Source organism: Floridaenema flaviceps BLCC-F50, from assembly GCF_041929275.2.
GTDB lineage: Bacteria > Cyanobacteriota > Cyanobacteriia > Cyanobacteriales > Aerosakkonemataceae > Floridanema > Floridanema flaviceps.
On sequence record NZ_JBHFNR020000002.1, the window covers coordinates 1,367,126 to 1,387,331 of the forward strand.

Below are 20,206 nucleotides of genomic sequence, written 5' to 3' on the forward strand. Positions count from 1 at the left end.
CTAACATACTAAATGGTTCTATGGTTAGCATTTATCTTTGAAAAAGATATCTCATCTATTAACGTTAACCATAGCGAGCAGTTTCCGAGTAGGCGTAGGAGTTGGATGAGCTTTAGCATTCGTTACTGGCTGACAGAACACAATATTGAACTTTCTCAACTGCAAACTCCAGAAGCGCAAACCGCAGGTATTGCTTTTCGCATGGTGCAGGATATGGAGGTGAAAAGCCTCACGCCTTTTGATATTAGTCCTTTAACGGAACTTCTGGAACTGCCGTTAACTATTGTTTGGCAACAAATTGAGCCAATTTCTGAGTTGAGCGTTCAACTGCTACGAAATTGGAGCCGCAAACGCGCACTAAAGCGCAATGAGGGCACATGGTTAGCTTTCCAAATAGCTTATATTAAATCGTTTGGCAAGATTTTAGAACAAGAAAATATCCAAAAAAGACCTTGGTTAGACCGAGCAAGTGTTCCGATTACGGCGACGGGAGATAATACCAGATTATCTACTATCTCCGATCCCCAGTTGCAAGCTTTAATTAAAACTCTGCGTCCGGGGAGATTGACAGATACGCAAGCAGAACAAGCACTCACCTTAATTGGGGAGTCTTTTTTAGTACAGCAGATGAATAATTTAGCGATCGCTTGGTTTGTCAGCAATGGTTTAGAAGAAACTCCCGCTAAACTCGTCGCCCAACGTTTAATCCACGCGCTTCCCGGACATTTGCTCACAGTAATTGCCGAAAATCCTTTACCTCTGGCACAATTACAAAGATTTGTCCGTTTGGGTAATTTATCGAATAAGTTAGAAAGCAGTGATATCGTTGAGAGCGAAGAATTAGAAATCCTGGAACAAGATCATACTTTCTCTGTGGTTCCTTCTGTAAGTCCAGCTGTTACTACCACAATTAATCTTGGGCGGGAAAACTACCGAGCTAGTCTACTAAAAATTTTATCAGAACCTCTGTTAGGAGAACTGTTTGCTTTAAAGGATATTTTTGTTAATCCTAAAGCCACACCAGTGGAAGCAGAATTAGAAACTAAGTTGCGCTACACAACCGGAGGAAATTCTTTTAATCCTCCAACCAATTCTGTATCAGCTGTTGATTTAATGGAATGGGCAATGAATCAGCTGTCTAATTTGGATAGCGTTGCCATTATCGAAGGTGAAAGCGGCACGGGTAAAACTAGTTTCTGTCAAATTTGGGCAGCAAAAATTGCTCAAGAAATTTATCCTTCTTGGATGCCGATCGTAATTCGCTTGCGCGATGCTACTTTGGGGAGAAATTTAGTACAAACCCTGGATAGTGCTTTTCCTTTAGCTAAATTCACTAGTGCTGATGGTTGGGTTTTCGCCACAAAATCCACCTTGTTTGTTAATTTTAGATGGCTTGGATGAGTTACCAGCAACGCCAGTGGCGGAACGACAATTTTCCGCTTTTTTTGACCAAGTGCAGGAATTTCAAAAACAGTTTTCGGGTGCTTCTGGTCGCTCGCGTCACAAAATTTTTATTACTTGTCGTTCTTTAATTCTGAGCAATTTAGCTCATAGTTTGCCTGCTTCTTTTGAGCGAATGGCAATTACTCAATTAGACCAAGAACAACTCAAAGAATGGTTTAAGCGTTGGTCTAAATTGCAATCTAAATCATTAGCTCAAGCTTTCTTTAGTTTTTTAAAGCAAAATGGAGTGTTTCAGTTTCGCTTGGAGAGCAAAGCTTTTGCTACATTAGTGCATCAACCTTTAAAGTTATTATTAATAGGTATTTTGTATCGCAGTGGCAGAATTAATGAAAGTTTGCTACCAATAGGTAGGATGTCTCAATTACGGTTTGAAATTTACGATCGCCTTTGTCGTTGGTTGTTAGGTGAATCTCCCGATGGAATGTCTCCCGGAGATCAGGTGATCCAATCAGGAGATCGTTTGGCTACCATTTGTCGTTCTCCAGAAGCGATCGCTAATTTACTCCAAGGTCGTACTCCTGAACAAGTGCGTCAATTAATGCAAACAGGCGCTTTAACTTTGCTCCAAAGTGGTCGTTACTCCCATCCTGTTACCCTGGAATTGAAAAGCCAAATAGCCGAAAAGATAGAAGGAGAAGATATTACAGATTTATCTAATTACTTACTTCCTAATTACCCCTTACCACCTTTTTATTTTAATTACTTTAATCCGCAATTTTCGAGTAATTCGAGTCAGGAAGAGCCAGAGATTTCGGTGGAATTTTCCCATGCCAAATTAGGAGATTATCTCTGCGCCGAAGCGATCGCCCAACAGTTAAAATTGATAACCCAAAAAGTCGCCGATGCTTATGGGGAAACTATTTTTACCCTCAACTCACCCGTTAGCCTTGCTCAACATCTTTACAACTTATTAGGTTTCGGGATTCTCAGCACCGAAATAGAAGAATTGATCGGGGAACGTTTGCGTCGAGAAGAAGCTCGAGATCCTCAATCTTTTTCTTTTCAAATACTTGCAGAACGTCTTTACACTTTCTACCGTTACTATAGTCGTGGTCGCTGGTTAGATGAAGGGATCGCTCACAATACTCGTTCCCATTTTCAATCTTTAGGTAATACTTTAAATGTCCTGCAAATCGATGCTGCTGTGGGATTGAATGTATTTCTCTTGTTATCTACCTGTCAAAGAGAAGGACAAATCCCATTTTGGCCTTGTGGAGATCCCGCAATTCCTGAAGAGTTCGATCCAGATCAATTACTCACATTAATCGGTCGGACTGCGGTGTTATCTCCGATCGCATTCTGGGAGCGATCGCGCCATAGCTTAATATTACTTAATCTCGCCGGAGCTTGTCTGCAAAATGCCATGCTCTCGGAAACAAACTTTTGGAAAGCTAACTTTTTTGGTGCCGAATTAGTCGGCGCAGATTTATCCAAAGCTAACTTACAAGAAGCTAATTTATCTTGGGCAAATCTCTCTGGAACTAATCTTTCTGGCGCGAATCTCTCAGCGGCAAATCTCACAGGCGCGAATCTCTCAGGCGCAAATTTGTTAGGCGCAAATCTTCATTTGGCAAGTTTAACTAATGCTTGTGTCTTTGAAGCCAAAATGGATCTAGAAACTGAAGATTTAGCAGAAAAAAGTGGTGCTTTGTTCTCCCTACAGCAATATCGCGCTTATCAACTAGCTTTGGCTAACTTAGATACAGGAATGCGACGCAATATCACTCCTAATGCTAATGTGAATTTTGAACCTGCACAGCCTGACTCAACTTTATTGGTAATTAATGACGATCCAGGCGATCGGACCATGATCCCCAAAGAAAGAGACTACGATAACGATGAAACCATGTATTTGGAATAAAAATCAACTACTCAGTCAACTTTGTTAGTTATTAAGACTCGGAAGACTCAGCAGAACGATAACCAAAAAAGTTAATTGTGTAATCGATGATTTTTACACCAGTTTGTGCTTCTACCAATTTAATAATCTCTTCTGGTAGCTCAATGTGAACATCCAAAATTTGATTAGTGTCCACACAGTTAACATGACTATGAGAATCACTAACATTACCATATAAACGACCGTCCGATCGCTCAATGCACTCAATAATCCCTTGGGCAGATAACGCTTCTAAATTTTGATAAACTGAAGTATGACCAATATCTTTACCCTGTTGATTTAACCGATTGTAAATCTCACGGGCTGATAAATGCTCCTGCTCTTGCCAAAGCAATTCTAAAATAAAGCGACGCTGACGACTTAAGCGCATTCCCATTGCTTGACACTTGTCTAGGGCATCCTCTAAAGACCGAATTGGTTTAACCGTCGCTTGATTTTGCATATTTTCCGATCTTACCTCTTTGGGTAAATCACTCATATCTACTCTATGTCTTCTACTTTACTTATGCTAATATAACCAGCCAACTGCCAACTCTGCTTGCTGTCCTTGGCTTGGTTAAGGCGTTTGCTCAACTAAAACAAACTCATTTCCACTTTAGCTTAATTTTCATCCAGATGTCCACCAAGATGAGAAAACTGCTAAATCCGACTTTCAATTAGATAGATATAGAAATACCAAAAATAGCTAATTAACCGAGACAATTTATAATGAAGGACAATCAAACAGCAGCAGATAAAGAATATATTTTACTCGTTGACGATCAACCGGACAACTTACGGCTTTTATCAGCTTTGTTAAGTGAACGAGGATATGAACCTCGCGGGGTAATTAACGGCACAATGGCAATCAAAGCTGCTAAATCAAGTCAACCAGATTTGATTTTGTTAGATATCCTGATGCCAGAAATGGATGGTTATGAAACTTGCGAACTACTCAAAACCGATCCTAAAACTCGTGAGATTCCTGTAATCTTTATTAGTGCGAAAGATGAAACAATAGATAAAGTTAGAGCTTTTGGTTTAGGAGCATTAGATTACATCACCAAGCCATTTCATGTTGATGAAGTGTTAGCCAGAATTGAAAATCATTTAAGTTTACGCAAATTACAAAAACAGCTAAAAGAACAAAATGTCTTGTTTAAACAAGAAATTACCATTCGTCAACAAGCCGAAGAAGCATTGCAAAAAGCTAATCAAGAATTGGCGCAATCTAATGCTGAATTAGAACAATTTGCTTATGTGACTTCTCATGATTTACAAGCACCTCTAGCTACTATTACTACTTACGCGGAACTTTTAGAGCAACGCTACGGAAATCAACTCGATACCCAAGCTAATCAATATATTCAATATATAATTAATGCTTGTTTAAGAATGCAAAATTTAATTGAAGATTTATTAGAATATTCACGATTCAATAAAAATCCCAAAACTTTTTACCCAGTAGATTTGAATAGCATAATAGCGATTGTTTGTAGCAACTTAGATTCAACAATCCGCAAAAATCAAGCAACAATTATTTATCATAATTTACCAACGGTAATAGGTGATAGTTCTCAGTTAGTGCAACTATTTCAAAATTTAATTGATAACGCAATTAAGTATCGTCGAGAAGAATCACCGAAAATTGAGATTACTGTGGAATCGAGGGAAAATGAATATTTATTAGCGGTGAAGGATAATGGAATTGGGATCGCTCCTAAATCTTTTGAAAGGATTTTCCAGATTTTTCAACGCTTGCATACTCCTGAAGAATATTCTGGTACTGGTATTGGTTTAGCAATTTGTCAAAAGATTGTAGAACTTCATGGTGGTAGGATTTGGGTTGAGTCGCAGTTAGGTGAGGGAACAACTTTTTATTTTACGATTAATTCTCAAAGTTCTTGACTGGGGACTGGGGACTGGGGACTGGGGACTGGGATTCGTTATACACTTTGACACTCTCCCGTTAAGCTGACGCTTTACGGTGTGATTCTTCCTTCACAGAACGATGCCTCACAAAGTTTATTCCCATCTGATGTAATGGCAAAGTGAGTAATTCCTAGATCAATTCCTACCGCTTTACCTTCCTTGATTGATTCTGGCAAGTCTTTCCCGTCATCGAACAAACAACTGGCATAGAATTCACCCGCCGGAGTCATGGAAACTGTGACAGATTTAAACTCACCTTCTGGAATTCTGGATACTTTAGAGTAAACTTTTCCTAGTTTAGGGAGTGTTAAATAGTCGCCGTTTAGCTTCATCCCTTGAGGGAATCTAATTGACTGCCTTTGATGCTTCTTTTTGAAATTAGGATACTTTGCTCTTTTCTCAAAGAAGTTGAGAAAAGCACTCGACAAGTCTAATCCTACCTGTTGCAAAACTTGGGAAGGTGCTTCTGTTAGCCACTCATACTCTTTCTTGAGTTGTGGGAGCAGTTTGATTAAATCATTTCTACTCAATCCCTTCCCGGTCTGTTTGTAAGTTTCGGTTGTCAAATTAAGGCTGTAATTGTAGAACCAACGGCAACAACCAAAAGACTTAACTAGTAAGTCTCTTTGCTCGGTTGTTGGGTAGATTCTGTACTTGAACGCCTTAAACATATCATTCCGAAAATCTATTTCCGACATCTTAGCATACATTCAATGGAATGTTAAGGATTCGCACAGCGAGGTCTGAGGAACGTTGGTCGCCATTCATCTCCCGTTAAACTACGTTGTAACCGGAGTCTTCTAGCTCCATTAAGATAAATGATAGATAATAAATTTTGGAGTAAAATTTTAGGTAAATTATTGTTATGCCGATCGCCATTACCATCAACACCGATCAAATAAATAAATTAGACTTGTCACCCGCCAAAAGAGCGATCGAAGAGATATTGCAAACAGGTGCGATCGCTACTTCCGAACAACAACTTTCGTTTCAAATCAACTACGATCGCCCCGATGACGATCCGAGAGAACTTTCTGAAATTGACGAAGTAAGATTGTGGTTTATTCGTTTAGATACCCTTTACCCTTGGCTACCCTTTTTATTAAACTGGCAAAATGGAGAACTAGCACGTTACACTGCTATGCTAGTACCCCATGAATTCCATCCCCGTAGCCATGAAATTCAATATAATCCTCAAGCCTTAGAACTTTTTATCGTCCAAAAAATCTTTGTGTTAACAGATTGGTTAAACAGTCAAGGCATACCGAGTAAATCCAAATTAAAAGCAATGGCATTAACATTTGGAATTGAAATGGATGATGCCTTTTTTGATTTAATTTCAACAAATCCGGTATAAAGTTTCTGTAGCCAGGGTAGAATGTTCACGCATTGCCCAACTACCGATAGCTCGATCGCCTTGAATTTGGTAGTGTAAACCAAAAACGCTACCTTCACCCCAAGCGACAATTAACTGGTCATTCACTTGCAAACCTACACCTTTATACTCAGTTCCCACCAACCAAGAAATCTGATAAATTTCCCCTAATGGAGTTACTTGGAGAACACCTTCGTAACTGCCAGTTTTGTTAAAAGTACCCTGAACATTATAAGTACCTGCAACTTGGTTAGGTGTACCACCAACAGCCTTTTCTGTATCCACAATTCGGGGATTATAAGCAGCAGCCCATTTCCCATCTAAAGTGCCATCAGAATTGATCTGATAAAGGCTAATTCCGTAAGCTGGATGAGCACTACAAGCGGCGTAAAGATTGCCATTCTCAAAAAATCCCATACCCGGATAATCGCCCAAACTAGTCAACCAAGACATACTATAAAGTTGCCCCATCTGTTGAATTTGGACTGTACCGGAATAAGGGGTTCGATCGATCGTTTCTGCTGCTGTAATTGTCCAAGTACCAGCAGGAGTTGTTTTATGAAGATTTGTGGTAGTATTCATGGGGAAATTATTTAATTATGCCTATACTTATAAGTTACCCAATTGCTCGCAGATCCATACCACAGCAGCAGGTAAATCTGGAGCGATATAATCCGGTTGAGTATGGTGTTGGTACGCGCCACTTAACACGCTGCGACCAAAGCCAGTTTGTACCAGTATTCCACGACAACCAGCATTATGCGCCATATCCACATCTGTAGCTTTGTCGCCAACCATAAAACTTTGACCCAAGTCTAAATTGTGTTCCCAAGCTGCGGCGACTAACATTCCAGTGTTGGGTTTGCGCCAGGTACTCCAAAGGCTAAATTCTGGGTTAGTTCCGCCTTCTGGTGGACTCAGGTAAGGGCAATAATACAAAGCATTTAAATAAGCACCTGCTTCGGCTTGCAATAATTGACACAATCGCTGATGTAATGCTTCTACGTGGTCAATTGGATAATAACCTCTAGCAGGGCCAGATTGATTAGAAACTAGACAGCAAAAGATGCCTAAATCGTTTAAGCGACGGACTGCGCTAGCGACACCGGGAATTAAATGTAAATCGGTAACGTTGTGAATGTAACCTGCTTCGACATTTAATACGCCATCGCGATCGAGAAAAACAGCTGGTTGAGAGGGGTGGGAATTTTGGCTTTCGGACTTGGGATTCATGAAGATGCTTGAAAAGGTTTTGGCGGTTAAAACCGCGACTACACAAACAAAGTCCGCTTGACAAGGACTCTTAACCTGCCGATGCAGGTTTTGTCTGTATAGCCCGCGACTTTAGTCGCAAGGGCGACAGAACCGATATCAAAAATCAGTTTATCCTGCCCAAACCTTTTCCAAAATGGTATTTGGTGAGATATCGGCTATTTTGCCACTAGGGGATGGAATGACGAGAACGCGATCGCTCGAAGGCAACACTTTTTTTGGATCGCTAGCACCAAATAAAGCGATCAGATAAGTTTGTACTCCTACTCCTAACTGCATTGCTGCACTATCAGTACAAAGCAACAAACTCGATCCAGCAATCATTGCTGCCAGTTTACCCAAATCTTCTGGGGCTGTTACCTTCAAATCTGGGAAAGATTGCAACAATTGACTAACTACAGCTTGGCTATCAGTATCCAAGATTAACACCACTGGCAAAGAAGGCTGACGTTGTTGAAAATCTTGAATAATTTGCCGCCAGTTTTGCACCGGGTAAGAATTTTGACCCTGACCAATTTGAATTAAAACATAGCCACTATCAGAAATTCCCAACCGTTTCTGTTCTGCTTCTGCCCATTGAATGTCTTGCTTTGGTACATTAACTTCTACTGGTGGACAAGCAGAAGTAATGCTTAATCCTTGTAGCAAATCATGGTACATTGCCGCAGCATATTGTTCTGACTTTTTGGGAACAGAAGTAGTGAAAAAGAGTTGACCTTGACTACGAAAACCAATCCGTTTAGAAATACCAGTCAACCAGAGTAACAGACCTGATAACCAAGTTTGATTCAAAGAGATGGCGATATCATATTCGCGATCGCGGATCGTACCTAAGATATTGCCCCAATCTGCCAAACTATTGCGGTCAGTAAAATCGTAGGCAAACACATCTTTGACAGACTTACAGACTCGATAGGCACCCACTGACTTAGGTTGGACGACCACATCAATTTCAGCTTCGGGGTAATTTTGTTTGAGGTCGTCGAGAGTGGGGAAAAACAGTATTTGATCGCTAATCCCGCCAGGGACAAGGGCTACTATTCGCATATTTATTTAGATAGGCTTATCCGCACCTCATTTTAGAGGAAGATAGTAAAAAGTAGAGCAAAAATCGAGAAAGCAGTGCATTTATTGATTCCAGCAGCCGGAATGGGTCGTCGGATGGGGAGTAGTCGAAACAAACTCCTCCTGACGTTGTTAGGCAAACCGTTAATCTTTTGGACTCTGCAAGCCGCCTGTGCCTCTCGCCACATTAACTGGATTGGGATAATGTGCCAATTGGAAGATTTGCCCGATTTAAAGGCTATTGTCGCAGAAATGGGTTTAAGTAAGCCAGTGCAGTTTATCCAAGGCGGAACAACCCGCCAAGAGTCAGTTTACAACGGTTTACAAGCATTACCCCAGAATGCTCGTCATGTTTTAATTCACGATGGCGCGAGATGTTTAGCCACGCCTGATTTGTTGGACAGATGCGCCCAAGCTTTACAAAAATGTCAGGGTTTGATTGCCGCTGTGCCCGTGAAGGATACGATTAAAGTTGTGGATCAAGCTGGTTTAGTTAAAGATACTCCCGATCGCAGTAACCTCTGGGCTGCCCAAACTCCCCAAGGTTTTGATGTTCAATTGTTAAAAGAATGCCACGAAATCGGATTGAAATCAGGTTGGGAAGTTACCGATGATGCGGCTTTATTTGAAAAGTGCCGCTTACCTGTAAGAATTGTCGAGGGAGAAGAGACAAACTTGAAGGTGACAACGCCTGTAGATTTAGCGATCGCCCAATACATTTTGCACCAACGCCAGGGGAATGGGGACTAGGGACTGGGGACTGGGACAAGGGGACAAGGGGACAAGGGGACAAGGGGACAAGGGGACAAGGGGACAAGGGGACAAGGGGACAAGGGGACAAGGGGACAAGGGGACAAGGGGACAATTTAATTCTCCCCATCCCCCCATCCCCCCATCTCCCCATCTCCGAGAGATCTTCAAGGTTGTAACTGCTTAATAGCAGCTTCAACTTGTTGGGCTTTTTCGTTGTTGCCTTGGCTTAAATAGAGACTGCGGGAATGGTTAAAAAATGTGAGTGCTTCTTTGAGCTTTCTTTGTTTGCTGAAAGCTACGCCCAAATTGTAATAAGCGTTGGCATTTTGTTTGTCTAAAGTGATGACGCGCCGATAAATAGTAATGGCTTGGGGAAGTTTATTTTGTTGTAAGTAAATGTCACCAACTCCAGAAAGTGCTGCTACCGATCTAGGTTGAATGGCTAAGACGCGCCGATAAGCAGCTAAAGCTGGAGCCCATTGATTATTGGCAAAGAAAACATCAGCTATTTCTAAATGAAGGTTAGGATCGCGTTTGGCTAGTTGCGTTGCTCGCTGTAATGCTGCGATTCCTCCACTTTGATTGCCTTGTTTAAATAATACAGACCCTAATTTAAGTTGTAAATCTGGATTATTGGGGGCGTAAGCAACACCTCGCTGTAAAATTTCCACTGCTTCTGGTAAACGGTTTTGCTCTGTTAGCATTGCTCCCATTAATTTGTAAGCTTGCCAGTTTCTGGGGTCAAGAGCAATTATTTGTTGATAGGCTGCTGTTGCTCCTGAAAAATCTTTTTTACGGAACAACACAGTTGCTAATCCTACATAAGCATTGACGTTATTTTTGTCTAATTCTGTGGCGCGTCGGTAAGCTTCGGCTGCACCCTTATTGTCGCCTAAATTACCTAAACAAAATCCGAGTGCTGAGTGTAATTGTGGGTTTTTTTTATCTAAAGAAATTGCTTGGCGATAATGTGCGATCGCCTCTGGGAAATTTCCCCGTCGCGCCTGAATAAAACCCATTGCCGCATAAATTTGGGGATTTCTCTCATCTAGTTTGGCGGTTTGTTGGTATGTGGTTAATGCGCGATCGACTTGCCCTGTCCTTTGCAACATTTGGGCTTCACGCAACAGTCGTTCCACTTCGCTATCTGCGGAAGTTTGGTTGTTTGGAACTGGGGGGTCTTCATTTGCTTTTGCTAATAGCGGTGTCGTTACCGCTAACCCTCCCAATAGCAAGAGACTGACTATCAAGTAGTTCTGCTTTTGCTTTTGCATAGTAGATTTTTCCTGGGCTTCTGCCATTGCGAGAGAGTTTATATCACTTTGGGATATTGAATCAGAAATTGGGCAAATTTGATACCCTAAAGAAGGAATTAATTTTAATTATTGCAACTACCAAAACCGTTTATTGTATCATTTTGCTTGCAGAGGTAAAAGAATGATTATTACTACAACTGATGTAATTCAAGGCGCTCAGATTGATGCTTACTTGGGAATTGTAACGGCTGAAGTAGTTTATGGCACTAATGCTTTGCGTGATTTTTTTGCGGGAATTCGCGATATTGTTGGGGGACGTACTGGTAGTTATGAGCAGATTTTTGAGAAAGGTCAGCGGGAGGCGATCGCAGAACTGCAAAAACGCGCTCAAAGTATGGGCGCTAATGCGGTGATCGGTGTGGAAGTGGATACAGGTACAATTAATGTCGATCAAAGAGGAGCTTTGCTGCTGATTACGGCGATCGGTACTGCCGTTAAACTGCGATAAACTTTACCTGTTTGCTGAATAATTCTTCACAATTAAATTTTTAAATTCTCAGGAGTTTGATAAATAGTGTTGTTAATTACTATTAACAAGCTCCTGAAAATCTATGGCTTTTTTCCTACTTCTTTCGATAGAGTGGCTAATTCCTACTCCTGATAGATATTGTTTAGCATTGATGAGCCTAAAGTGTAACTAAATTAGCTGATAGTTTCTGGATTAAAACTCTATCACAAAGGAATGAAGGGAGGAATAAATTATGGCTTATGGAAATCGACCTGATGTTGTGGAACCAGTGGTAACAAATCGAGTAGTTGATTATCACGATCGCGTTAGATGGGGTCCCATAATTGCAGGTATTTTAATTGCCTTAGCAACTCAATTAGTATTAAGCTCTTTGGGTGCAGCTATTGGTTTGAGTAGTATAGCTAACTCAGGAGCTCCCAGATCGAATGCAGGTGATGTGGCAGGTGGTGTTGGTATTTGGTCAATTATTAGTTTATTAATTGGCTTATTTGTAGGCGGTTGGATGGCAGCCCGTGTTAGTGGCCCAATGAATCGAAATACAGCCCTTTTAAACGGTGCAATTCTTTGGGCAGCAACCCTAGCAATTGGTTCTTGGCTAATAGCAAATGGTGTAGCAGGTACATTTGGAATTGCTGCTTCTAACGCTGGAGAAGTAATTAACCAAGCGCGTGTAACTGGCAATGTTCCCAATCAAGTACCAGGCGTAAGTGCTCAACAAGCTCGTGCAATTGCAGCTAATGCAGCTAAAGCTGGTTGGTCATTTTTATTTGGTTCATTGTTAGGTTTACTAGCATCAATGGGTGGAGCAGCTGTAGGTGCTCGTAGTCCTCGTACTTACAATGGCACTTACAATCCATAAAGTAATTTATCAAGCAAAGTTTGCCAAGTCAATCAAACCTTTTTGCCATTAAAATCACCTTTTTCAGGTGATTTTTTTGTCATACCAAAACTGGGGTAGCATATTGATACAATCGAGTCATCCCCAATTTCATCGCTGCTAGGAACATGAACGTTATTCTTGATATACCAGAAGACCTTCAGAAATATATTGAGGCTCAGATTCAAGCTGGAACTTATGCAAGTGCGGGAGAGTATTTTCTAGATTTAGCTCAACAAGACCGCCTGCGAAAACAGGCACAAGAAAAACTAGAAAGCTTGCTGCAAGAGGGCTTAGACTCAGATAGGGAATTAGTAACACCTGCTTATTGGCAGGATTTGCGGGCATCAGTGTTGAATGCAAATCAGCAAGAAACATGAGTTATCAGTTAATCGTCCAAAATCGAGCAACTCAGGATCTCAGGCAACTGGCAAACTATATTCTGATTAATGGAGATTCTGATGCTGCCTTGCGGTTTTTTGAGTCGGCAGAAATTACCTTTTCCCAGTTAGCAACAACACCAGGCATTGGCAAAGTCGTGCGATTAGTTTCCTCTCGCATGGGAGAGATTCGTCAGTGGCGAATTAAAGATTTTCAGGATTACCTGATTTTTTACCGGATTCAGGACGATAGGGTGGAAATTATCCGTGTTTTGCATGGTGCAAGGGATTTAGAAGGTATTTTGTCCAATCTCGATCGAGAGATTGAATAGTCCTGAAGTCTTTTTCCAAATCAAGATTGCTCTAAATTGCCTTCCCTCAAATCCTTTTTAAAAGTATCCAACGAAGTTCCATTGGTGGGTTTTTACTAATAGGAAATAAATCGCGTCCCATTGCCCAATTAACATACCAAGTAGTTGGAGGCCATGCTTCAGGGGGTAAGTGTTTTTGTTCGTATTCTATTACTGATTCATCGGAAACAAGCTCTAATGGTAAGTCTTCCATTGCTGTTTGTAGTTCTTTTCTGGTGATAATATAAGACCAGGAAACTTCGGACATTTCTTTAACAAAGTTATCTGGTTCATAATCATCAACTGCTAAAAAGACGCTGAATAAAAGTAACCCGCCACTGCGTAAAGTGTCGCACATTTTGGCGAAGAATAAGCGGACTTGATCTGTGTAACGGAAATGGGATAATACTTCTGAGGCGATCGCTAATTTATAATGTGCTACCTTCATTCTTAAAAGTGGTTCTAAGATATCTCCTTGAAACACTTTTACTGGCAAATTTTGGTTGTTTACTTCTGCGGTCAATTTTTCCACAAATGCGGGTGTAAGTTCGATCGCATCTACTGGATGACCTAACTTTGCTAATGGAATAGTATTGCGACCTGTTCCCGCACCAATATCTAAAATTGTCGTAGTTTTTGGCTCGCCTATTTGGGCAGCAATTGCCATTATTTTAGCATCAGGATGACTCCCAAATAAAGGTTCTGGGCGAATTTCCGGCCATTTTTGATATTTATCGGCAACTGATTCTACTAAAACTTTGGTATTAATTGTAATCCCACTTGCCAATCCTTTGGCTTCTTCCGCAGGTAAAAAGCTCACTAATAAACGTGCGTGGGGTGAAAGTTTATATCCTTCTGCCAAACCTTTAATAATTAATTGTTTTAAATTATCATAATTTTCTCCTGTTAAATTTTGCCCTAATGTTTTGAGTAAATTCTGCACTAACTGTAAGTATTCATCTAACATTGTTGGCACACAGGGTAATGCAATTTCCCCGCGAACACTCATGAGACTTTTGACTTTTTCTAATAATGCTTGTTTTAAAATATTTGGGTCTTTTACCGTTAATTCGGTTTCCGTTTTTGAGTCACTTACTGAAGTTGTTGGTAAAGTTTTTTGCAGGGATATGTTATCGTTAGCCATGATTAATTAAAAATGCTAAATCTAGATTATAAGATTTCCACAGTTCCGAGTTGACCGTCAATTCGCACTAGCTGACCATCTTTTAACAGACGAGTCGCATCTTGCACATCCATGATCGCTGGGATACCATATTCACGAGCGACGATCGCACCATGAGATAAACGCCCTCCTACTTCGGCAATTAGTCCACCCGCCCTAGCTAAAAGTGGTGCCCAACCAGAGTCAGTATAGGGCACAACGAGTATAGTTTCACGATTAATTTCCGGTACAGATTGCAAATTTCGCAGCACTTTGACTCTTCCTTCTGCTTGTCCGGCGCTTGCACCTATTCCTTGTAAAAGTTCTGTTGGTAGTAAGGAAGCAGTTTTGAGAATCGTCATAGCTGGTGCATTTCCGTACACGACAAAGGGTGTTGTTTCTAATTGTTGATTTTGGGATAATTGCGATCGCCTTTTTTCAATCAACTGAGTTACTTGATTGAGTAACTCTTGGTCTTTACCATTAATAATCCACTCAATTTCAGACAATTCCAAGAAAAATATATCACCTGCTTCTTTAAGTAACCCTGATGACAACCAGATTTTTTCTAATTCTAGGAAACTCCATCTTAATTGAGCTAACAATTGGCTGTATATTTCCGTAACTCTGCCTTTTAAATTTAACCGACGTTGCACTAATTTTGCTTGCCAATTTTGATTTTTTGGTAAGCTTACTGCTGGCGGTGGATTAACAATAAATTGAGCGAAAATTTCTCTGACATGATTTGGTTCTTCTTTCCAAGTCGGAACAGCAATATCTGTGGCGACATCACTTAAATAACCATATTTTTGCAAGATTTGCTCAAATTCTTGTAAAACTCCTTGTCCAGCTTCAGTTGTTGCTAAAACGGTGAATATATTGGAAGTTTCCTCCGGGTTAATGCCTTGATTAATTAGTAATTTTCTGGCGATCGCAGCGAGTGCACTCAAAGTTCGTAAAGAACCAACTTCCGGCGTTTTTCCTGTATTTAATTCGGCATCTGTTACCCGGAAAATTCCTTTTCTGAGGGCGAAACTTAATGGAGCAAGTATACTATAATAAGTTGCTTTGCGTTGTAATTCCAAAATAAATTTTATCCGGTTTAACAAAGCTTGCGAGTCAGGGGAACTTTCGGGATTTTTCAACCTAGTTAAACCAGGGGTGAAGTGTTGGCGATCGTCCTTGGCAAAATCCACCTCTAAAGCTCTTTCCCTTCCCCATAATTTGAGTAAACCTGGCACATTTCGCAAGGTGGAACTTAAAGGCGGTTTGCTAAATTTCGCCCCTCTAGTTAGAAACTCCAAACTTTCAGGCGGTAAACCCATTCTAAGAAAAATCTGCCCTAAAAGTGAAGCGTTAAAGTAAGCGCGGGAATAGTGCAAAGTCGCAGTTTCGTTAAAGTCTAATCCTTGAGATCTTGCGCCCAAAACTATGGTAAAAATTTCTCCCCAAACGCCACAAGTTAGGGGACGATTAATCGACCAAGTTAAGGGGCGAATTAATCCGGGAATCACTTCGGCGGCAATTTTTCTTGTCCAAATTGGCGCTAAAGTAGTAATGGGGCGAGATTGTAAGAGCCATAAGCGATCGCCATCGTAACTCCATTCAATATCTTGGGGAATCCCGTGATAACGATTCTCTAATTCTCTGGCTAAAATTGCCACTTGGCGAATTAATCCTAATGGAACGTCTCCCTCTCCTTGGACGGGAATCGATGATAAATCCGAGTTTTGTGCGGTTGCTAAATCGCTAATTGTGACGCGATATTGTTCCGGCGTAATTTGTCCTGAAACTACTTGCGAAGCACCACCTGGTAAAGCTTCGATGATAATATCATTACCCGATCGCGCGATCGGATCGCGACTAAAAGCAACACCGGAAAAAGCGCCGCGCACTTGTTTTTGAATTAACACCGCCATTGCTGCTTCCGGCAAATTTCGGTCTAAGCGATATTGCACTGCGCTTTGTCGATCGTAAGAAGTTTGACAACTAATAATTGCTTGTCTTAGGGTGGTGCGATCGCTAACATTTAAAATTGTGTCATATTGTCCTGCTGCTGAAGCAGTTTCCGAATCTTCACCAATAGCAGAAGAACGCACAACTAAAGGTTTTTCTAAACTTGGTTGCAGCGTATCAACTATTACTTCAGGATCGTCTCCTGGTAACAATACCCAACCATCAGGAACCGCATAACCCCAGCGTTTTAATTGGGATAAAGTGGCAGCTTTTTGTCCAACTTTTGCCGCATTTAGTTTTTGGTCTAAAGAAATCATCGATCGGTCGCCTCGAAAAAAGCGAAACACTTTTTGAGAATCAGGTCTTCCTTCCGAAGTCGGAAGGTCTAAATCGTCAGGGAGTTTCTGATAGATCCAACCGATCGTTATAGCTAGTGCGATCGTTGCCATAATTCGCGGTTGATCCTGGGGATACAACAAAATTACCAGCAAAGGCAGTAAAACCAAAACACTAAGTTTCCCCGCTTTTCTTTCCCGAATAATTGTAAAGCTAATTCCCCCAATGACAAACACTAAAAAAGATACTAACCAATCATGGACAATAAAACCCCAAACAACATTAGTAGTTCCCGCGCCTTTCCCAATCCCATAACGTCCTAATACTAAAGCAATTAAAGCAATTACTTCCCACTCTGATGGGTAGGTCTGAAAAAATTCCTGCCAAAAAGCAAAAAATCCCATTGATGCTTTAGCAAAAATTTCCGGTGCAAAAAAAAGCCGCGCCAACACCACAGCAAAAATTCCCTTAAAAGCTTCCGAAAGAACTGCTAAAACTCCAACAACAGTTCCCCCGTGATAAAAAGCTGCTTGTACGCCAATATTTCCCGTACCCAGTCTCGCCAAGTTCCGTCCCGTGAGTGCATAAGTAATCCAAGCAATAAGGGGTACTCCCCCCAACAAGGGACAAAGGACGAAAATTAACAGCACACCCCAAACTTGCGTCAGTGTCATTCCCAAAAATCCTTAAATTGCCAAAGCAGCAAGGTACAACAGTTAGAGAAAGCTAAGACATTTTTAACATAATCTAATCTTGGCGTTTCTGACCTTAAGCTGAAATGGTCAGTCACTAAGTAGCAAAATGTTACATTTACCTGAGAAAAATGTATCGCTGTATACTAATTGTGGGGCAAACCAGCAACAATATATTAGGGGACTGGGGTAGGGGCGATTCATGAATCGCCCCTACGACTCGGTACTGGGAAGAAAAGGACGCTTTTTAGGCGGGGACAGTTAAAAATTAACAACAAACTACTGAATAGATTATGAATTTTGAGCATTACGAACCAGGGGATTTTCACGATGAATTGTTTATTGCCAAAAACCAACCACGCCCGGAGGTGATTCCGTTAATAGAAAGGATTAATTCTCTACCACCAGATGAGATTTTACGAAGACAAGAAGTAGCACAGCAAGCTTTGTTTAAATTGGGAGCTACATTTAATGTCTATAGTGATAATCAAGGTACGGAAAGAATCTTTCCTTTTGATGTGATTCCCCGAATTGTTTCTGCTCAGGAATGGCAAGTTTTAGAAGCGGGATTGAAGCAACGGATTTATGCACTCAATTGCTTTATTGCTGATGTTTACGACGCGCAAAAAATCATCAATGATGGCGTGATTCCTGCTGAAGTAATTAACACATCCAAAGGATTGCTGAAACCTTGTATTGGATTAAAACCGCCTGGGGGAATTTGGTGCCATATTACTGGTACAGATTTAGTCAGAGATAAAGATGGACAATGGTACGTTTTAGAAGATAATTTGCGTTGTCCTTCGGGAATTTCTTATGTTTTGGAAAATCGGCGGGTAATGAAGTCTGCTTTCCCCAAAGTTTTCGAGACAATGGGAATTAGACCTGTGGATGATTATCCCAGTCATTTGTTAGATACTTTATTGAATTTAGCCCCGGAAAGTTTACCGAATCCAACGGTAGTAGTGTTAACTCCGGGAACTTACAATTCTGCCTATTTTGAACATTCTTTTTTAGCGCAACAAATGGGTGTGGAATTAGTGGAAGGCAGGGATTTAGTAGTCGTTGATGGTTATTTACAAATGCGAACTACTAAGGGTTTAAAAAGAGTTGATGTGGTGTATCGACGCATCGATGATGACTTTATCGATCCCTTAACTTTCCGGCGAGATTCTACTTTAGGTGTACCGGGATTAATGGAAGTTTATCGTGCGGGGAGAGTGGCGATCGCCAATGCACTAGGAACCGGAGTAGCTGATGATAAAGTCATCTATGCTTATGTCCCAGAAATGATTCGTTATTATCTCCAAGAAGACCCCATTTTACAAAACGTCCCCACCTATCTTTGTTGGCGCGAAAAAGACATCAGTCATGTATTAGCAAATCTAGAAAGTTTAGTAGTCAAAGCTGCTAACGAATCAGGCGGTTATGGAATGTTAGTCGGTACTCAATCCACCCTAGAACAAAGGCAAGAATTTGCCGAAAAAATCAAAGCAAACCCCCGAAATTACATCGCCCAACCTACAATTTGCTTATCAAGAGTTCCCACAATTGTAGACAAAAAATTTACCGGATGTCACGTAGATTTACGCCCCTACATTTTATATGGCAAAGACATCTATGTTCATCCCGGTGGTTTAACTAGAGTCGCTTTGAAAAAAGGATCTTTAGTAGTTAACTCCTCCCAAGGTGGCGGCAGTAAAGATACCTGGGTACTCTGTTAAAAGAAAGGCAGAAGGCAGAAGGCAGAAGGCAGGAGGCAGAAGGCAGAAGGAAAGAAGAAAGGCAGAAGGAAAAAATTTCCCCTTGTCCCCTTGTCCCCTTGTCCCCTTGTCCCCAGTCCCCAGTACCCAGTACCCAATCCCCAGTCCCCCCAATTACCAACTACCAACTACCAACTACCAAACTATGTTAAGTCGCGTTGCTGATGCTATTTACTGGTTAAATCGTTATGTGGAAAGGGCAGAAAATATTGCCCGATTCATTGATGTGAATTTAAAATTGATTTTGGATTCTTCCACAGGAATAACCCAACAGTGGGAACCATTAATTACCATAACTGGAGACTTGCCGAAATTTCAAGAAAAATATGGCAAAGCTACAGCAGAAAGTGTAATTCAGTTTCTCACATTTGATAGCGAATATCCTAATTCTATTCTTTCTTGTTTACGAGCAGCAAGAGAAAATGCTCGTTCAATTCGAGAGATTATTTCTTCGGAAATGTGGGAACAAGTCAACTCTTTTTACTTCATGGTGCAAGATGCTTATCAACAGCAAGAAAGCTTTGATGCTGAGAAGTTTTTTTCGGAAGTAAAAATGGCTAGCCATTTATTTGCTGGGGTGACTGATGCTACGATGAGTCACAATGAAGGGTGGCATTTTGGCAGAATTGGCAGATTTTTAGAACGTGCAGATAAGACGGCGCGGATTTTGGATGTAAAATACTTTGTGTTACTACCTTCGGTGAAAGATGTAGGTAGTACTTTGGATGAATTGCAGTGGATGGCATTGCTGAGATCTGCGAGTGCTTATGAGATGTATCGGAAACGTGGTCAACATCGAATTACGCCTTTTGGTATTGCAGATTTTTTAATTTTAGACCGGGAGTTTCCCCGATCGATCCGGTTTTGTATAATTCATGGAGAGCGATCGCTTCACGCCATCACAGGAATTTCTTCAGGTAATTGGACAAATGCCGCTGAACGTTCTTTAGGTCGTTTGCGTTCTGAATTAGATTATGTGACTATTGAAGATATAATTCAAAGCGGATTACATGAATATCTCACTCACTTACTGCAAGAAATTTATGGCGTAGGCAACGATATTTTTGAAACCTTCTTTGCCCTAAAACCAATTAATGAAAGGAGTTCCGAACCCAAGTTTCGCAGTGCAGAATTACAACAACAATTTTAAATAGAATCAGGATAG

At 40.9% G+C, this 20,206-nt stretch carries 18 protein-coding genes and 1 pseudogene; 11 read left to right on the plus strand and 8 right to left on the minus strand.

The features are described from left to right. Positions 1-105: 105 nt before the first annotated feature. Both ACE1CI_RS26165 and ACE1CI_RS26170 read left to right on the plus strand, forming a co-directional pair. On the plus strand, positions 106-1,401 hold the full coding sequence (locus ACE1CI_RS26165) for a hypothetical protein (RefSeq protein ID WP_496615830.1): 1,296 nt from the start codon (positions 106-108) through the stop codon (positions 1,399-1,401). Continuing rightward, positions 1,343-3,325 (plus strand): pentapeptide repeat-containing protein, encoded by a 1,983-nt coding sequence (locus ACE1CI_RS26170; protein WP_496615831.1) that lies wholly within the window; start codon positions 1,343-1,345, stop codon positions 3,323-3,325. Before ACE1CI_RS26165 ends, ACE1CI_RS26170 begins: the two co-directional genes overlap by 59 nt. A 31-nt stretch (positions 3,326-3,356) precedes the next feature. Here the strand turns inward: ACE1CI_RS26170 and ACE1CI_RS26175 are convergent, their stop codons facing one another. After that, positions 3,357-3,806: a Fur family transcriptional regulator gene (locus tag ACE1CI_RS26175; RefSeq protein WP_459564078.1), complete on the minus strand. Its 450-nt coding sequence runs from the start codon at positions 3,804-3,806 to the stop codon at positions 3,357-3,359. Positions 3,807-4,072: 266 nt separating this feature from the next. On the opposite strand from ACE1CI_RS26175, the gene ACE1CI_RS26180 reads away from it, so the two are divergent. After that, entirely contained in the window at positions 4,073-5,251 is a 1,179-nt protein-coding gene (locus ACE1CI_RS26180) for an ATP-binding protein (protein WP_496615832.1), read from the plus strand. Between the two features lie 116 nt (positions 5,252-5,367). Here the strand turns inward: ACE1CI_RS26180 and ACE1CI_RS26185 are convergent. Next, positions 5,368-5,946: pseudogene (locus ACE1CI_RS26185) on the minus strand (RNA-guided endonuclease InsQ/TnpB family protein); the annotation flags it as partial. 194 nt (positions 5,947-6,140) lie between these two features. Between ACE1CI_RS26185 and ACE1CI_RS26190 the strand changes: the two are divergent. Further along, positions 6,141-6,632, plus strand: a complete 492-nt coding sequence (locus ACE1CI_RS26190; protein WP_413265235.1) for a CRR6 family NdhI maturation factor — start codon at positions 6,141-6,143, stop codon at positions 6,630-6,632. Here the strand turns inward: ACE1CI_RS26190 and ACE1CI_RS26195 are convergent. From ACE1CI_RS26195 to ACE1CI_RS26205, 3 genes are all read right to left on the minus strand, one after another. Further along, positions 6,615-7,232: a hypothetical protein gene (locus ACE1CI_RS26195; protein ID WP_413265236.1), complete on the minus strand. Its 618-nt coding sequence runs from the start codon at positions 7,230-7,232 to the stop codon at positions 6,615-6,617. The genes ACE1CI_RS26190 and ACE1CI_RS26195 overlap by 18 nt on opposite strands. A 27-nt stretch (positions 7,233-7,259) precedes the next feature. After that, positions 7,260-7,883, minus strand: a complete 624-nt coding sequence (locus ACE1CI_RS26200) for a D-glycero-alpha-D-manno-heptose-1,7-bisphosphate 7-phosphatase (protein ID WP_413265237.1) — start codon at positions 7,881-7,883, stop codon at positions 7,260-7,262. A 150-nt stretch (positions 7,884-8,033) separates the two neighbouring features. Further along, a complete protein-coding gene (locus ACE1CI_RS26205; protein WP_413265238.1) occupies positions 8,034-8,969 on the minus strand; it encodes a glycosyltransferase family 9 protein in 936 nt (311 codons plus the stop codon). 75 nt (positions 8,970-9,044) lie between these two features. On the opposite strand from ACE1CI_RS26205, the gene ispD reads away from it, so the two are divergent. Next, positions 9,045-9,737: a 2-C-methyl-D-erythritol 4-phosphate cytidylyltransferase gene (ispD, locus tag ACE1CI_RS26210; RefSeq protein WP_413265239.1), complete on the plus strand. Its 693-nt coding sequence runs from the start codon at positions 9,045-9,047 to the stop codon at positions 9,735-9,737. Positions 9,738-9,904: 167 nt separating this feature from the next. On the opposite strand, the gene ACE1CI_RS26215 is transcribed toward ispD, so the two are convergent. Beyond that, positions 9,905-11,041 (minus strand): tetratricopeptide repeat protein, encoded by a 1,137-nt coding sequence (locus ACE1CI_RS26215; protein ID WP_496615833.1) that lies wholly within the window; start codon positions 11,039-11,041, stop codon positions 9,905-9,907. 136 nt (positions 11,042-11,177) lie between these two features. Between ACE1CI_RS26215 and ACE1CI_RS26220 the strand changes: the two genes are divergently transcribed. The 4 genes from ACE1CI_RS26220 (at position 11,178) to ACE1CI_RS26235 (ending at position 13,114) form a co-directional block, all read left to right on the plus strand. After that, a complete protein-coding gene (locus ACE1CI_RS26220) occupies positions 11,178-11,504 on the plus strand; it encodes a YbjQ family protein (RefSeq protein ID WP_413265241.1) in 327 nt (108 codons plus the stop codon). 253 nt (positions 11,505-11,757) lie between these two features. Further along, complete coding sequence (locus tag ACE1CI_RS26225; RefSeq protein WP_413265242.1) at positions 11,758-12,384, plus strand: hypothetical protein; 627 nt, start codon at positions 11,758-11,760, stop codon at positions 12,382-12,384. A 146-nt stretch (positions 12,385-12,530) separates the two neighbouring features. Beyond that, entirely contained in the window at positions 12,531-12,782 is a 252-nt protein-coding gene (locus ACE1CI_RS26230; protein WP_413265243.1) for a ribbon-helix-helix domain-containing protein, read from the plus strand. Beyond that, positions 12,779-13,114 (plus strand): type II toxin-antitoxin system RelE/ParE family toxin, encoded by a 336-nt coding sequence (locus ACE1CI_RS26235; RefSeq protein WP_413265244.1) that lies wholly within the window; start codon positions 12,779-12,781, stop codon positions 13,112-13,114. The genes ACE1CI_RS26230 and ACE1CI_RS26235 overlap by 4 nt, the downstream gene beginning before the upstream one ends. A gap of 46 nt (positions 13,115-13,160) precedes the next feature. Here the strand turns inward: ACE1CI_RS26235 and ACE1CI_RS26240 are convergent, their stop codons facing one another. Both ACE1CI_RS26240 and ACE1CI_RS26245 read right to left on the minus strand, forming a co-directional pair. Further along, the gene (locus ACE1CI_RS26240) at positions 13,161-14,276 is read right to left on the minus strand and encodes a class I SAM-dependent methyltransferase (RefSeq protein WP_413265245.1); all 1,116 of its coding nucleotides are present in this window, start codon (positions 14,274-14,276) and stop codon (positions 13,161-13,163) included. A gap of 26 nt (positions 14,277-14,302) precedes the next feature. Further along, a complete protein-coding gene (locus ACE1CI_RS26245; protein ID WP_413265246.1) occupies positions 14,303-17,260 on the minus strand; it encodes a glycerol-3-phosphate acyltransferase in 2,958 nt (985 codons plus the stop codon). A gap of 311 nt (positions 17,261-17,571) precedes the next feature. Here ACE1CI_RS26245 and ACE1CI_RS26250 point away from each other — a divergent pair, with 311 nt between their 5' ends. After that, positions 17,572-19,002 (plus strand): circularly permuted type 2 ATP-grasp protein, encoded by a 1,431-nt coding sequence (locus ACE1CI_RS26250; protein ID WP_413265247.1) that lies wholly within the window; start codon positions 17,572-17,574, stop codon positions 19,000-19,002. A 184-nt stretch (positions 19,003-19,186) separates the two neighbouring features. After that, a complete protein-coding gene (locus ACE1CI_RS26255) occupies positions 19,187-20,191 on the plus strand; it encodes an alpha-E domain-containing protein (RefSeq protein ID WP_413265248.1) in 1,005 nt (334 codons plus the stop codon). The last annotated feature ends 15 nt before the right edge of the window (positions 20,192-20,206 follow it).

What these genes read in the sequence shown, in the direction of transcription:
- ACE1CI_RS26255 (WP_413265248.1), top strand. Translation starts at nt 19,187, where the DNA reads ATGTTAAGTCGCGTTGCTGATGCTATTTACTGGTTAAATCGTTATGTG.
- ACE1CI_RS26215 (WP_496615833.1), bottom strand. Translation starts at nt 11,041, where the DNA reads ATGGCAGAAGCCCAGGAAAAATCTACTATGCAAAAGCAAAAGCAGAAC.
- ACE1CI_RS26205 (WP_413265238.1), bottom strand. Translation starts at nt 8,969, where the DNA reads ATGCGAATAGTAGCCCTTGTCCCTGGCGGGATTAGCGATCAAATACTG.
- ACE1CI_RS26230 (WP_413265243.1), top strand. Translation starts at nt 12,531, where the DNA reads ATGAACGTTATTCTTGATATACCAGAAGACCTTCAGAAATATATTGAG.
- ACE1CI_RS26240 (WP_413265245.1), bottom strand. Translation starts at nt 14,276, where the DNA reads ATGGCTAACGATAACATATCCCTGCAAAAAACTTTACCAACAACTTCA.
- ACE1CI_RS26200 (WP_413265237.1), bottom strand. Translation starts at nt 7,883, where the DNA reads ATGAATCCCAAGTCCGAAAGCCAAAATTCCCACCCCTCTCAACCAGCT.
- ACE1CI_RS26165 (WP_496615830.1), top strand. Translation starts at nt 106, where the DNA reads ATGAGCTTTAGCATTCGTTACTGGCTGACAGAACACAATATTGAACTT.
- ACE1CI_RS26175 (WP_459564078.1), bottom strand. Translation starts at nt 3,806, where the DNA reads ATGCAAAATCAAGCGACGGTTAAACCAATTCGGTCTTTAGAGGATGCC.
- ACE1CI_RS26220 (WP_413265241.1), top strand. Translation starts at nt 11,178, where the DNA reads ATGATTATTACTACAACTGATGTAATTCAAGGCGCTCAGATTGATGCT.
- ACE1CI_RS26190 (WP_413265235.1), top strand. Translation starts at nt 6,141, where the DNA reads ATGCCGATCGCCATTACCATCAACACCGATCAAATAAATAAATTAGAC.
- ACE1CI_RS26225 (WP_413265242.1), top strand. Translation starts at nt 11,758, where the DNA reads ATGGCTTATGGAAATCGACCTGATGTTGTGGAACCAGTGGTAACAAAT.
- ACE1CI_RS26245 (WP_413265246.1), bottom strand. Translation starts at nt 17,260, where the DNA reads ATGACACTGACGCAAGTTTGGGGTGTGCTGTTAATTTTCGTCCTTTGT.
- ACE1CI_RS26250 (WP_413265247.1), top strand. Translation starts at nt 17,572, where the DNA reads ATGAATTTTGAGCATTACGAACCAGGGGATTTTCACGATGAATTGTTT.
- ACE1CI_RS26170 (WP_496615831.1), top strand. Translation starts at nt 1,343, where the DNA reads ATGGTTGGGTTTTCGCCACAAAATCCACCTTGTTTGTTAATTTTAGAT.
- ACE1CI_RS26195 (WP_413265236.1), bottom strand. Translation starts at nt 7,232, where the DNA reads ATGAATACTACCACAAATCTTCATAAAACAACTCCTGCTGGTACTTGG.
- ACE1CI_RS26235 (WP_413265244.1), top strand. Translation starts at nt 12,779, where the DNA reads ATGAGTTATCAGTTAATCGTCCAAAATCGAGCAACTCAGGATCTCAGG.
- ACE1CI_RS26180 (WP_496615832.1), top strand. Translation starts at nt 4,073, where the DNA reads ATGAAGGACAATCAAACAGCAGCAGATAAAGAATATATTTTACTCGTT.